This window comes from Candidatus Sulfidibacterium hydrothermale (genome assembly GCF_020149915.1).
GTDB lineage: Bacteria > Bacteroidota > Bacteroidia > Bacteroidales > F082 > Sulfidibacterium > Sulfidibacterium hydrothermale.
The window spans coordinates 1,790,824-1,804,646 of sequence record NZ_CP083760.1 but is presented as its reverse complement, the minus strand read 5'-3'; the positions used below and the strand labels follow the sequence as shown (position 1 = coordinate 1,804,646).

The following is a 13,823-nucleotide window of genomic DNA, read 5'->3' as shown; positions in this document are numbered from 1 at the left end:
TATTAACATTTCCGGTATGTGTTTTTTCTAAATTTGTAAAAAAAATATCATCATGTTTCAAAGTATCAATCCATATACCGGTGCTGTCATTTTCGAGCATCAGGAACATTCAGCAAAAGATGTTGAAAACCTTATCAATCAAACACATCACACTTTTTCGCAATGGAAAAATTTTAGTTTTTCCCAGCGGGGTGATCTTTTCAGAAAGCTGGCCGAACTTTTGCGAAAAGGCAAAGAGACCTTTGCTGTACTGATTACCTCTGAAATGGGGAAAATCATCTCGGAATCAAGAGCCGAAATTGAAAAATGTGCCTGGCTGTGCGATCATTATGCCGAACATGCAGAAGCCATGCTGAAACCGGAGATATTCAAAACCGATGCCGGAAAAAGTTATCTCCGCTTTGATCCGACGGGCATTGTTTACGGTATTATGCCCTGGAACTTTCCTTTCTGGCAGGCTTTCCGCGCAGCGGTTCCCACCATGATGGCCGGCAACACTTTTATTTTAAAACATGCACCGAATGTTATCGGCTGTGCCAAAGCCATTGAGCAACTTTTTCTTGAAGCCGGTTTCCCCGAAAATGCTTTTACCAACCTGATTATTCCGGTGGAACTTTCCGAAAAAGTGATTGCTCATCCTTACGTCGAAGGCGTTACCCTTACCGGCAGCCAGCGTGCCGGAAGTATTGTGGCTGCCCAGGCCGGAAAATACCTGAAAAAAAGCGTGCTTGAGTTGGGTGGCTCCGATCCTTACATTGTTTTAAAAGATGCGGAATTTAACGTCAGTTGTAAAACCGGCGTCTGCTCACGGTTTCTGAATGCCGGACAGGTATGTATTTCGGCCAAACGGTTTATCGTGGAAGAACCCGTACTGGAAGAATTTATGGAAGAACAAAAAAGGCTGCTGGAAAGCATGGTTTTGGGCGATCCCATGAAGGAAGAAACCGAAATGGGTCCCATGGCTCGTCCTGATTTGCTTGAAAATATCGAAAACCAGGTAAACCGGTCGGTGGAAATGGGCGCAAAAATACTCTGTGGCGGCAAACGTCGCGATGATCATTCCCTTTTCTACGAACCCACACTCATTGCGAATGTAAGAAAAGGCATGCCTGTTTTTGATGAAGAGACTTTCGGACCGGTTTCGGTGATCATTCCGGCCAAAGACCCGCAGGATGCCGTGCGGCTCGCCAACGACACCCCTTACGGTCTCGGTGCCAGCTTATGGACAAAAGATTTGGAACTGGCTGAGCGGCTTGCTGCCCGGATCGAAGCCGGTGCTGTTTTCATCAACGGAATGACAAAATCAGACCCGCGACTGCCTTTCGGCGGCACCAAACGTTCGGGTTACGGACGCGAACTGGCCTACCCCGGCATTCGTGAGTTTGTCAATCAGAAAACCGTGTGGATCGCCTGATCTTCGGGTCATACCAATTGTATTTTAAAATGCGCCAAAAGTGCATTTTAAGATCTACAATGGTAAATGCCGATATTAAAAAAGCGCTTTTTGATTTTCAACCGGTATTATAAGTGGAAAATATAATCAGCCAGCGAAAAATAGATCAACAAGCCGGTTGAATCGACTACCGTGGTCAGCAACGGACTACTGATGACGGCCGGGTCGAGTTTGAATTTGGTTAAAACAATGGGCAACAAACTACCCAACAGGTTTGACCATAATGAAATGGCCACCATCGAAAGGGCTACAACCATGCCTACAGTGGGGCCACCACGCCAAAAGAATCCACGAATGTATAATGTCAGTCCTAATGTAAGACCGATCAGCAACCCGATAATCAGCTCTTTTTTCATCACCAAAAACCATTTTTTCACCGAAAGCGAGCCGGTGGCCAACGCACGAATAATCAGCGTGGACGACTGGGCAGCAATATTTCCGCCACTGTCAATCAAAATGGGGATAAAGAACGCCAACGCAATCACCGTTTCCAATGAATGCTGAAAATGAGCAATAATGGTGGATGAGAAAAAGTCGGTCAGCAGCAAAATAAACAACCAGCCGATACGCTTCTTGTACAAGGTTGTGGTTGAAGCGGTATAATATTTTTCTTCCACCGGAACGATAGCCGAAGATTTTTGGAAGTCTTCCGTGGTTTCTTCTTCGATCACATCCAAAATATCGTCCACCGTAACAATACCGATCAGCACCCCGTTTTCGCCCACGACAGGCAACACGTTGATATCGTATTTTTTGATCATCCTATAGGCTTCTTCCTGGTCTTCGAGTGCATTGATGGCTATAAACTCGTGGTCCATAATATCAGCCACTTTTTGTTGTGGATCGGCAAGAATAAAACGGCGAATAGGAATATCATCGATCAGCCGAAGATCATCGTCTTCCACATAAATCATGTTGATGGTTTCGGCATCTGCTCCTATTTTTTTGATATGCTGGATGGCTTTTTCGATAGTCCAGTCGGGTTTCACCACCACATAATCCGGGGTCATGATACGCCCCACACTGTTTTCAGGGTAACCCAACAATCCGAGCGCTTCTTTTCGCTCATCAGCCGGCAACAGGTTCAGGAGTTTTTGTTTTAGCTGTTCAGGAACTTCTTCAAAAACAGAAGTACGGTCGTCAGGAGGCAGTTCTTCGAGCAATTCGCGAATATGGTTATCCACAATGTGGCTCAAAATATATTCCTGCTGAGAGGGATCCAGTTCCGAAAAAACTTCAGCCGCTTTTTCTTTAGGTATTAGCCGGAAGGCCACTACCACATCCCGCTGATGAAGATTTTTGATAATTTCAGCAATATCTTCGGGCTTCATTTCTGCCCAGGTTTTCTTTAGCTGGTCCCAATTTTTGTTATCGAGCAGTTGTTCGATGTCCGGGAAAATCTCTGTATTGGTCATAAGCGTGAGATTTTGGGTACATACTTTATTTGGCGGTGCAAAGGACTGAAAACTATTTGAAGAATGCAACCAAAGCCGGCTTATTAAAAACGGGTTTAGATTACATTTTTTAACCGGCTCTGAATCCGTTGGTTTTCGCTAATTTTGTCCAAAACAAAAATGCTATGGGCAATACGCATCACGCACACAGTCACGTGCACGGTCACGAAAATCTGAAAGGGAAAAACCTGTTTATTTCTGTGGTCCTTAATCTCGGCATTACCATAGCCCAGGTTATTGGGGGAATTTTATCGGGCAGCATGGCCCTTTTATCGGATGCCCTGCATAATTTCAGTGATGTTTTGTCGCTTCTTATTACCTATTTTACCTATAAGCTGGCTCAAAAAAAATATACCCGCAAGCACACTTTCGGATACCGGCGGGGAGAAATTCTGGCTGCTTTCATTAATGCAGTCACCCTTTTGATTATTGCCGTATTCTTATGCTATGAGGCGATAAACCGGATCATTGTCCCCCATCCTATCAACTCCATGGTGGTCATTTATCTTGCTATCCTTTCCATTCTTGTGAACGGGGGAAGCGTTTTGCTGATACAAAAAGGCGCCAGTAAAAGCCTTAATATCCGTTCGGCTTACCTGCATCTGTTTACCGATATGCTGACCTCAGTGGCTGTACTGGCAGGCGGATTGCTGATGAAATATTTCGATTTGTTTTGGGTAGATGGAGTGATTACGCTGCTGATTGCCCTGTTTCTGATCTTTTCGGGATGGAAAGTGCTGCTGGAATCGGTAAATATCATGATGATGTTCTCGCCAAAAGATGTGGATATCGAAACGTTGGTCCGGAAAATTGAAGCCATCGATGGCATTAAGAACCTTCATCATCTCCATCTGTGGCGTTTAACGGATAACCAAATTAACATGGAAGCCCACATCGATTTGGAACAAGACGTCACGATCTCGCAATTCGAAGAAAAGCTAAAGACCATTGAAAAAATCGCATTGGGAATGAACATTGTGCATATCACCATACAACCCGAATTCCAGATCAATGACGATAAAGAGCTGATTCACCGCCATCACTAACCGACTTTTTTGTGGAATTAATTTTCTCCCTGCAAAAATGAGGTTGTCGTTCGCATACCGGAAATCTTACTTGCTGAAAATACGTGTCTGTCGTAATGATGCACATAAAACACCTTATTAAGGACCTTTTTTCTTTCTAACCCGAGGTTATACGGCAACCTCCTTTCAAAAAAAAACTGCTCCCGGATAAAAAATTTTTCACATTTTTTATTTGGTATTTCAATTTTATTTATTTTTGCACTCTAAAACGATATTAGTCATTTTGACATTCAAAATCATGACAAAAAGGCAAAAAAAGATTAGAAAAGTAAATCTGTCACACCAATTTTAGCAATTTTGGTTTGGCATTGACTTTGAAAAAAGGCAAAACGTTTTAATTTTTTTAATCAAAAATTGACTTTAAAACATTTTTAGTCTAATTGATAACCGAAATTCAACACCAAAAAACAAAAAAAATGAAAAAAATTCAAATTCGTTTCGTAGCAATGGCAGCCATCATGCTGATGGCCATGTCGGTTTCCGCTCAGAAATTTCACTATGGAATCAAAGCCGGTATCAACGGTGCCGTACAATCGGGTATTGCCGAGTATTACAACAACAACAATATCCGTTATGGCCTGACAGCCGGACTGGTAGGTAACTACCGCCTTAACGACAACATGATGTTACAAGCTGAGCTGAACTACGACCAAAAAGGAAGTCACTCTTCACAGATCGACACCCATTTTGACTACATCAGTGTGCCGTTTTTATACGACTACTCTTTCGGCAAAACGTATCATACCAAATTAAGTATTCATCTGAATCTGGGAACATACGTAGCTTTTCTGACTAACGCAGAAAAGATCCAGACCATCGACGGAGTTGAACAAACAACGGATTTAATGGACGCCTCCCATAAAGCCGAATGGGGTGCACTGATGGGATTTGGTTTCCGGCAGCCGGTCGGAAAACACTACCTGGTTTGGGACGTACGATTGACCTTGGGATTAACCCATTTTCAAATAAACGACAACAGCTCCAACAACAAAATGATCAGCGTAACCATGGGTTACGAACTATAAATTACTGTAAATTCTTTCATAGGGAAAAAGCCTCTTCTTGTAAGGGGCTTTTTTTATTGGAACCCGCCCCGGGCATAAGGTGCCAGATCCTGCGAAGCAAAATCACCATCAAGATACTTAAAATAACCGGCGATGGCGATCATAGCGGCATTGTCGGTAGTAAACTGAAACTCCGGAATGAACACTTCCCAGCGTTCCTTTTCAGCCATTTGCGTCAGTTTACGACGAATGCCGGAGTTGGCCGAAACGCCGCCGGCGATAGCTACCTGACGAATTCCCGTTTCTCGGGCAGCCCGGCGAAGTTTTCCCAACAAAACACGAATGAGGGTTGCCTGATAAGAAGCGGCCAAATCGGCTTTGTTTTTCTCAATAAAGCCTTCATCTTTTTTTAACCCATCCCGCACAAGGTAAAGAAACGAAGTCTTGAGCCCGCTAAAACTGTAGTTCAGCCCCTGAATCTTGGGCTCCGGAAAAGTAAAAGCATCCGGATTGCCCTGCGCCGCCAGTTTGTCAATTTGCGGTCCGCCCGGATAAGGCAAGCCCATAATCTTAGCCGCCTTGTCAAAAGCTTCTCCTGCCGCATCATCGATGGTTTTTCCCAGAATTTGCATATCCGAAGGACTGTTCACCCGGACAATCTGGGTATGACCGCCCGAAACGGTTAAACATAAAAAAGGAAAATCGGGATGCCGGCTGCCTGGCCGGGTTTCTACAAAATGAGCCAGAATATGTGCTTTCAGGTGATTGACTTCAATGATAGGAACATTTAATCCCAGGGCAAAAGCCTTGGCAAAAGAGGTTCCTACCAGCAGGGAACCTAATAATCCGGGGCCGCGGGTAAAAGCAATGCCGCTCAACTGATTTTTCTTTATTTTTGCCTTTTGCAGGGCCACCTCCACAACAGGAATAATGTTTTGCTGATGTGCCCGCGAAGCAAGTTCAGGTACCACACCGCCGTAACTTTTGTGAATGTCTTGATTGGCAATAACATTCGATAAAATTTGCCGGTCTTTTAAAACCGCTGCGGAGGTGTCGTCACACGATGATTCAATGCCTAAAATATAAATACTCATTTGGAAGAAAAAAAACAGGGCAAAAGTATGAAAAAAAGGGGTCTCCGAATTGTAAAAGCCGGAATGGCCATTCTTTTGTCTTTTCTTATCTTCCTGTTTATCCTGATCAACCTGCCACCGGTACAATCAACACTGGCCAGAAAGGCCACCATCTGGCTAACCCAAAAAACCGGCGATCATATTTCACTAAAGGAAATATCGATAAACCCGTTTACCGGAATTCATTTACGGCACCTGGCCTTGCTCGACTCCACCGGCACGCCCATGCTGGTTGTGAACCGCATGAATGCCCGGATTTCTTTCGGACAACTCCTTTTCGGGAAATATACTTTTCATCGGATTTTTATTGATTCGGCCGACTTCCGGCTTATCGAACACCCCAAACAAGACAACTACGCCTTTTTGCAATTCATTCAAAAATTATCGTCAGGCGACACCACCCCGTCACAAAAGCCCTTTGTCTTAAAAATCCGCCATGCCACCATCCAGCATCTTCATTTTCAGCTAAAAGATGAGAATCAGCCTCCGGACGACACTACGTCTCATACCATAAATTATTCGGATATAGAAATGAATCATGGCGAAGTGTCATTGCGGAATTTTAAAATAACCGGCGATTCAATCACTTTTCATCTTGACAACCTGACGGCACACGAAAAATCAGGATTATGGATTCGTAAAATGCGCAGCCATGTCACAATAAGCGGCAAAGTATTTTCATTTGACAATACCCTGCTGAAAACCAACCACTCTGTTCTTCAAATGGATTTTGCCATGTTGGCCGACGGCTGGGAAGATTATTCTGCCTTTATCGACTCGGTAAAACTGGTAGGAAATTTCAAACCTTCAAAACTTGACATGAGTGATATTGGCTATTTTGCCGGCGTCATGTTCCGGATGAAAGACCGTATCCATATTTCCGGTGGTCATATAGAAGGTCCGCTTACCGACCTGGACGGCACCAATCTCGATATCCGTTACGGCAAAAGCACCCGCTTCCGCGGGGATATCGCGATGCGGGGACTCCCCGAGTTTTACCAAACGGAAATCCATGCCCGGATAAAACAGTTTTCCACTTCTGTAAAAGATCTAAAACAGTTTGTTCTTCCCCAAGAAGATGCTCATATTCCGGTTCCAGAGGAAATTGACTCGGCTGAAAAATTTCATATTAAAGGAACTTTTGACGGCTCTTACTACCAGTTTGCGACAAACTTATCCATCCAAACCTCCGGAGGAGGCAACGCGTCATTGAAAGTAGATTTAAAAGCGGACACCGCCCGTATTCATCAAATGACAGCACAATTGAATGGCCAGCATATTCCGTTACAGCATTTTTTAGGGACACAATCCTTGGGAAATACTGATTTTACAACATCTCTTCACCTGTCTGATTCGCTCGGCTCCCCTTCTGTCCGCCTTCACTTTTATGCGCAGAAATTGGAAGCTTTGAATTATCCCTACCACAAGATCCGGTATTCCGGCCATTTTTACAAAGACACCCTGCAAAATACATTTTCGGTTACCGACACCAATTTTCGTTTTAACACCCGGGGCTACACCGTATTTTCCGGAAAACCCAAATTTCAATATCGCTTTCAGCTGAACCATGCCGATTTTTATGCCCTGAAGCTTTGGGAGCAAAAACATTTTTCTCTATCGGGGACCGGACAGGTATCGTTTACCGGACTTCAACCCGACTCGCTAACCGGGAAATTATCCATGCAAAATGTAATCGTAAAGATCGGCAAAGACAACTATCCGGTTCATCATCTTACTTTCACCAAAAAGGTAAATGTACTCGGACAGGTTATGCATTTCCAGTCCGATTTATTTGACTTGCTGGTTACCGGAAAATACCATCCGGCAACACTATTTTCCTCCACCGAATATCTTATTAATCATTACTTTCCGGTATTGCCCACCCCCAATCCGGAGGGAAAAACCTTTTCGGACCAGGTACGTTTAACCCTGCTTCTGCGAAAACCGGAGTTTATCGGAGAGCATTTCATCCGCGGACTCAACATCAGTCCGAATACACTGTTCACGGCCTATATCAACCAAAAAAACAAAGAACTCACGGCGAGTTGTTATGCTAAAAAGTTAATTTACAACGGCATCCGGTCAAAATACAATCACCTGGAAATCAGAACCTATAACAACCAGCTCCAGACTTCTTTTCAAATTGACCATCTTATCCTGCGCGACAGCACCAAAGAAGACAAGACCGTTTTCGGGCTGGACAGCCTCCGTTTATGGCTTGGCGCACGAAATGACAGCCTGGCTTATAATCTCTACTGGCACAATCCGGATACCAACTGGATAAACAAAGGCTTTGTAAACGGATTTTTCATTGACACCCGGAAATTCCAGAAATTCAACATCGACTCTTCCCATATCTTTGTCAACGATACCCTTTGGAAAATCAAACCCGGAAATCAGATCATCCACGGCGACAGCACCTGGGCTTTTAAAAATTTCACCATTTACGGTGGACGTTCACAATTTGCCCTGCAGGGTAAAGCTCCCCGGAACAACGGAGATACCCTGAATATTTCATTCCGTTCGTGGAATCTCTCCAACCTCGATTTACTCTGGAGTATGTTGGGCTTTGACATTGACGGCATCATGAACGGGAGCATTCTGTTCAGCCGCATGGATAACCGCGACACCCAGGTTGCCGATCTCTCAATAAAGAATTTTGCTTTTAATCATACCGCTTTGGGTAATGGCCGGATACTGAGCACCTGGAATCCATCAGACAACTCGGCTTTTATTAAAGCACAAGTGGTACAACAGCAAAAAACCGGCAGAGAAAAAATTATTGACATCTCCGGCTTTTATTATCCTTACCGCGACACGGCCAGTCTCAATCTGACCATGGACTTTAACAAACTCAAGCTTAAGGCAACCAACCCGTTCATTAAAGAATATGTTTCTCATCTTACCGGCGAAGCCGATGGACAAATGACCCTGAAAGGAAGCATTAAAAATCCTATGCTACAGGGCTTTATCAATATTAAAAACACCAGTCTCATCATCAATTACCTGAATACAAAATATTCTTTCCATCAAAAAATCTATTTCAATAAAGACAAAATTGACCTGGGAACCCTTACGTTGCACGATACGTTGGGGAATACCGCCATAGTACACGGTGAAATTGATCATCATTTTTTCAGGAACATGCGGTTAAATTTTGATATTAACACCAAAAAACTACTCTTTTTCAACACAACAAGGCACATGAACGATGTTTACTACGGCACAGCTATTGCTTCGGGAAATATCAAAATTACCGGCCCGATCAACGACATTAACATGGTGATTAATGCCAAAACCACCCAGGGGACATCCGTTGTTTTGCCCTTGGATTACAGTACCGAAATAGCAGACAAAGATTACATTGTTTTTACTCCGCCACCGGTAGACACATTAAAAAACAAACCGGAAGAAACCGTATTGAAAATACCGGAACAACAACCGTCAAAATATTCCATTGCCCTGAATCTGGATGTACAGCCCAGCGCCAATTTAAAGATTTATCTTCCTTCCAATATGGGAGATATCCAATCAAACGGAAGCGGAATTCTGCATATGACCGTCAATTCTGACGGCGACATGACCCTTTCAGGCGATTACGTGGTGGACAAAGGAGAATTTAACTTCTCGCTTGGCAATCTGGTGAAAAAACATTTTGAGCTGGTAAAAGGCGGACGGATCTCATGGGCCGGCGATCCATATCAGGCAACCGTTTATCTGAAAGGGCTTTACAAACTCAAAGCCAATTTAAGCACATTGGGAATTGTTATCGACTCCACGGCTGATTACAAAAACCGCACGCAGGTCAATTGCTACATCATTATGTCGCACGACCTGTTCAACCCGGATATCCGGTTCCAGATCCATTTTCCGGAACTGGACCCCGACATGCAACGACTGGTTTATGCCCAGCTTGACACCACCAATACTGCTGTAATGAACCAGCAGATGATCTCGCTGCTTGTTTTGGGCGCATTCAGTTTCAGCAACGCCGCCAATATTTCATGGAATACTTCTTACTACACAATTCTCTCTAACCAGCTGAGCAGTATGCTTTCCAAAATCAGCAAAGATTTTGATATCGGTATCAATTACAAGCCCGGCGATGCCCTGACCAAACAGGAATTTGATGTCGCGCTTTCCACCCAGCTGTTTGATAACCGGCTGATCATCAATGGGAACTTTGGTATGACCTACGATAAACAAAACAAGTCGGCCAACAACATTGTGGGCGACGTGGACATTAAATACAAACTGACCAAAGACGGACGCTGGATGCTAAAAGCATACAATCACTCCAATGTTAACTCGTGGTATTACTACAGCAACTACGACAAAATTTCGCCGTATACCCAGGGAGTAGGTATTGTGTACCGGAAAGAGTTTAACAGTCTGGCAGACCTTTTCAGGAAACGTGACCGGAAAAAGAAGGCAAAAAAATCATCCAAAAAATCTAAACGATGAGCAAAAAATTTGCGGTTTACAAGTCTTCGGCCGGCTCAGGAAAGACCACCACGCTGGTAAAAGAGTACCTGACCCTTTCGCTGAAAAATCCGGATAACTTTCATCAGATTTTGGCTATTACGTTTACCAACAAGGCGGCCAACGAAATGAAAACCCGGATTGTGGAAACGCTGAAGCACTTGAGCCCGCAAGAAGAAAACGCACTGAAACAGGAACTAGCCCGGGCCACCGCCCTTCCGGAAGCCGAAATTCCTCTCCGGGCTACCCGTTTGCTGTGGAATATCACCCACCGTTATGATGAGTTTGCCGTAAGCACCATCGACGCATTTATCCATCAGATCGTACGTACCTTTTCTCCTGACCTGAAACTTCCCCAAGGCTTTGAAGTACTCATTGACAAAGACGACATCGTCCCGTTCATTGTGGAAGAAATTTATGCCCGGCCGGGAACCGACAAAGCATTTACCCAAATACTGCTTCAGTTTATTCTTGCCCGGGTAGACAATGAAAAAGCTTACGACTTAAATAAAACGCTGAGTGAATTTGTGGAAAAACAACTTCAGGAAGAAGAAAGCCATACCGAAAACCTGGCTAAATATACCCCCGACTATTTTCTGCAACAGATAAAACAGCTTAAAAACAGCCTGGCCGAGACAAAAAAATTTCTGATACAACAGGCATCTGAAGGATTGGAGATCATTGCACAGGCCGGACTCTCTCCTTCGGATTTTAAAGGGAAAATCAATTCTGTGGCGGGATACCTGATAAAAATTAAAAACTGGCCGGCAAAACCAAAAGAGTTAAGTCCAAACAAAAACACCATCAACGCCCTTGAAAAGGAGGAATGGTATTCAAAAACGACCAAACAGCCGGTAAAAACAGCCATTGAATCCATTCTTCCCGAATTACGGGAAAAACTGGAACGCATCCGGGAAAATGTAAACCGTTACCTTTTTCTCATCCTGGTTTACGATAACATTTACGAAATGGCTTTAATGGGAGAAATCAGACGGCTGTTTGAAAATTTCACCCAGCGCACCCGCAAAGTCCACATTTCAGAATTTAACAAACGGATTCACAAAGAGATATCCGGCCAGCCAATTCCTTTTATTTATGAGCGGTTAGGACGGCGTTATCATCATTTTTTGATTGACGAATTTCAGGACACTTCTGTTTTGCAGTGGGAAAATCTGCTGCCGTTGCTGGAAGAATCACTGGCCAACGGTTTTTTCAACATGGTGGTGGGCGACGCCAAACAGTCGATTTACCGCTTCCGCAACGGGGAAGTTGAACTTTTTACTCACCTGCCCGATCTTTACGGCGTGGAGGATACCCCCGAAAACCGGCAACGGGCTACCACCTTAAAACGTAATTATGTTGAAAAAAAGCTGGAGTACAACTACCGTTCACGAAAAGAGATTATCCGGTTCAACAATCGTTTTTTTACCGTCAACGGCAGCACCCTAAAAGGAGAATTACAACAAGTTTATCAGGATGTTGAACAAAAATTTCCGGAAAAGGCAAAAGAAAACGGATGGGTCAGTTTGGACTTTATTCCGGCCGAGAACACCGAAGATTTCAGAAAAAAACGGCTGGAAAAAATCCTGGATATTGTTCATCTTCTGCAAGATAAAAACTATCCGGTAAAAGACATTTGCGTTTTAACCCTGAAAAACGATGCTGCGGCCGAAATTGCGGCTCATTTGTTACAACATCAAATTCCGGTGGTTACTTCCGAATCGTTGTTGCTCACCACTTCGCCCGTAGTACGATTTACGGTGGCCGCCATGAAACTTTTAACCGACGAACAGAATACACTCTGGTTTGCCGAATTTCTTACCGCTTTTTTGCAGTACCGGCATCAGGAAGACCGGTTCCATTCTCTCTTTGCCGAAACGGCAGGGCAAAACCAGCCAATGTATGCGCTCATCGAAAAATTCAACCTGCAGCTCCCCTCATCACATACCTTACGCACCCAAAGCGTTTACGAAATTGCGTCAACCCTGTTAAGAAATCTTGCCAACACCACAACTCCTGATCCGTTTGTCCAGCACTTTCTGGATTTTATTCTTGAAAAAGAATCCGTTTATTATGGTTCGCTGGCCGCTTTTCTGCCGCTCTGGGAAGAGAAAAAAGACAAACAAAGCATTGTGATTCCCGAGGGCGTAGATGCGGTTCAGATCATGACAGCCCACAAAGCCAAAGGACTGAAGTTCGGAACAGTCATTGCTGATTTATACGACATGAGCACCAAGCTCACACGCAAGCAGTATTGGGAAGAAACCACACTTCCGGAGCTGAAAAATATTTCGCCGGTATTGTTAAATATTTCAAAAGAAAACCTTGCCGCCGCCGGAAAAACAGAAATTTACGAACAGGAAAGAGCCCGGACCGATATGGACTTGCTGAACAAAGTATATGTGGCTTTTACCCGTCCGGTGGATGCGCTATTTATCATTAGCAGTCAGATACAACAACGTACAAGCGATGCTTTTTCACGTCTGCTGAAACATTTTCTTGAAAAAACGGAACAACTGCGCGAAGAAGACAGCCACTATGAATGGGGGACTTTTCCGCAGGACAAAGCCACCCGACAGGAAACAAACGACAATATTCTCTACCTGTCGAAAAACTTTTCAAAACCCTGGCAGGATTTTATTGAGATGGCTCCGGCAGACGAAGAATCTCTGGAGACGGCGGGCGATCTTTCTCCCCGTTCTTACGGAAAACTTTTACATGCTTTGCTGTCAAAAATAAAAACCGGAAAAGAGGCGAAAAAACAGGTTGATCAATGGCTTTTTACCGGTCGCATTAATGCGGATGAAGCAAAAACAATAAAAGAAATCATCCGGCGGGTGGTATCGCATCCCGGCTTAAAACCCTATTTCGCATCCGGTACGGTGGTTCAAAACGAAACCGAACTGTTTGATGCCGAATCAGGAACCCTGAAAAGACCCGACCGGGTGGTTATTCACAACGGCATACTTACCATTCTCGATTATAAAACCGGCGCGCGGAATGAGGCGTCAGAAAAAAAATACCGCCGGCAGGTAAACACTTATGCACAACTCTTTAAACGGCTGGGCTATTCTAAGATCGAACAAAAGCTGGTTTACATTCATCCGGAAAACATCGAGGTGGTCGATGTGGAATAATCCCTGCTACACTTTCCTTTGATCGAAACCGGCAAAAAAACGTTTTTTTGCCACACTTCTCCCCTTCCCGAAAGG

At 44.1% G+C, this 13,823-nt stretch carries 7 protein-coding genes; 5 read left to right on the top strand and 2 right to left on the bottom strand.

What is annotated here, in order from left to right:
• Positions 1-52 precede the first annotated feature (52 nt).
• Entirely contained in the window at positions 53-1,414 is a 1,362-nt protein-coding gene (locus tag LA303_RS07065; RefSeq protein ID WP_262901454.1) for an NAD-dependent succinate-semialdehyde dehydrogenase, read from the top strand.
• A gap of 107 nt (positions 1,415-1,521) precedes the next feature.
• Here LA303_RS07065 and mgtE read toward each other — a convergent pair whose 3' ends face one another.
• Positions 1,522-2,868, bottom strand: coding sequence for a magnesium transporter (gene mgtE, locus LA303_RS07060; RefSeq protein WP_240524586.1), 1,347 nt, complete (start codon positions 2,866-2,868; stop codon positions 1,522-1,524).
• 164 nt (positions 2,869-3,032) lie between these two features.
• Between mgtE and LA303_RS07055 the strand changes: the two genes are divergently transcribed.
• Together LA303_RS07055 and LA303_RS07050 are read left to right on the top strand one after the other, a co-directional pair.
• Complete coding sequence (locus LA303_RS07055; RefSeq protein WP_240524585.1) at positions 3,033-3,953, top strand: cation diffusion facilitator family transporter; 921 nt, start codon at positions 3,033-3,035, stop codon at positions 3,951-3,953.
• A gap of 455 nt (positions 3,954-4,408) precedes the next feature.
• Positions 4,409-5,017: a porin family protein gene (locus tag LA303_RS07050; protein ID WP_240524584.1), complete on the top strand. Its 609-nt coding sequence runs from the start codon at positions 4,409-4,411 to the stop codon at positions 5,015-5,017.
• Positions 5,018-5,070: 53 nt separating this feature from the next.
• Here the strand turns inward: LA303_RS07050 and tsaD are convergent, their stop codons facing one another.
• A complete protein-coding gene (gene tsaD / locus LA303_RS07045) occupies positions 5,071-6,090 on the bottom strand; it encodes a tRNA (adenosine(37)-N6)-threonylcarbamoyltransferase complex transferase subunit TsaD (RefSeq protein WP_240524583.1) in 1,020 nt (339 codons plus the stop codon).
• A 27-nt stretch (positions 6,091-6,117) separates the two neighbouring features.
• On the opposite strand from tsaD, the gene LA303_RS07040 reads away from it, so the two are divergent.
• Together LA303_RS07040 and LA303_RS07035 are read left to right on the top strand one after the other, a co-directional pair.
• The gene (locus LA303_RS07040; protein ID WP_240524582.1) at positions 6,118-10,593 is read left to right on the top strand and encodes a translocation/assembly module TamB domain-containing protein; all 4,476 of its coding nucleotides are present in this window, start codon (positions 6,118-6,120) and stop codon (positions 10,591-10,593) included.
• The gene (locus tag LA303_RS07035; protein WP_240524581.1) at positions 10,590-13,748 is read left to right on the top strand and encodes a UvrD-helicase domain-containing protein; all 3,159 of its coding nucleotides are present in this window, start codon (positions 10,590-10,592) and stop codon (positions 13,746-13,748) included. The genes LA303_RS07040 and LA303_RS07035 overlap by 4 nt, the downstream gene beginning before the upstream one ends.
• Positions 13,749-13,823: the final 75 nt, after the last annotated feature.

Bases quoted from the DNA above. Each gene is read 5' to 3' on its own strand.
- LA303_RS07050 (WP_240524584.1), top strand. From the start codon at position 4,409: ATGAAAAAAATTCAAATTCGTTTCGTAGCAATGGCAGCCATCATGCTG.
- tsaD (WP_240524583.1), bottom strand. From the start codon at position 6,090: ATGAGTATTTATATTTTAGGCATTGAATCATCGTGTGACGACACCTCC.
- mgtE (WP_240524586.1), bottom strand. From the start codon at position 2,868: ATGACCAATACAGAGATTTTCCCGGACATCGAACAACTGCTCGATAAC.
- LA303_RS07065 (WP_262901454.1), top strand. From the start codon at position 53: ATGTTTCAAAGTATCAATCCATATACCGGTGCTGTCATTTTCGAGCAT.
- LA303_RS07035 (WP_240524581.1), top strand. From the start codon at position 10,590: ATGAGCAAAAAATTTGCGGTTTACAAGTCTTCGGCCGGCTCAGGAAAG.
- LA303_RS07040 (WP_240524582.1), top strand. From the start codon at position 6,118: ATGAAAAAAAGGGGTCTCCGAATTGTAAAAGCCGGAATGGCCATTCTT.
- LA303_RS07055 (WP_240524585.1), top strand. From the start codon at position 3,033: ATGGGCAATACGCATCACGCACACAGTCACGTGCACGGTCACGAAAAT.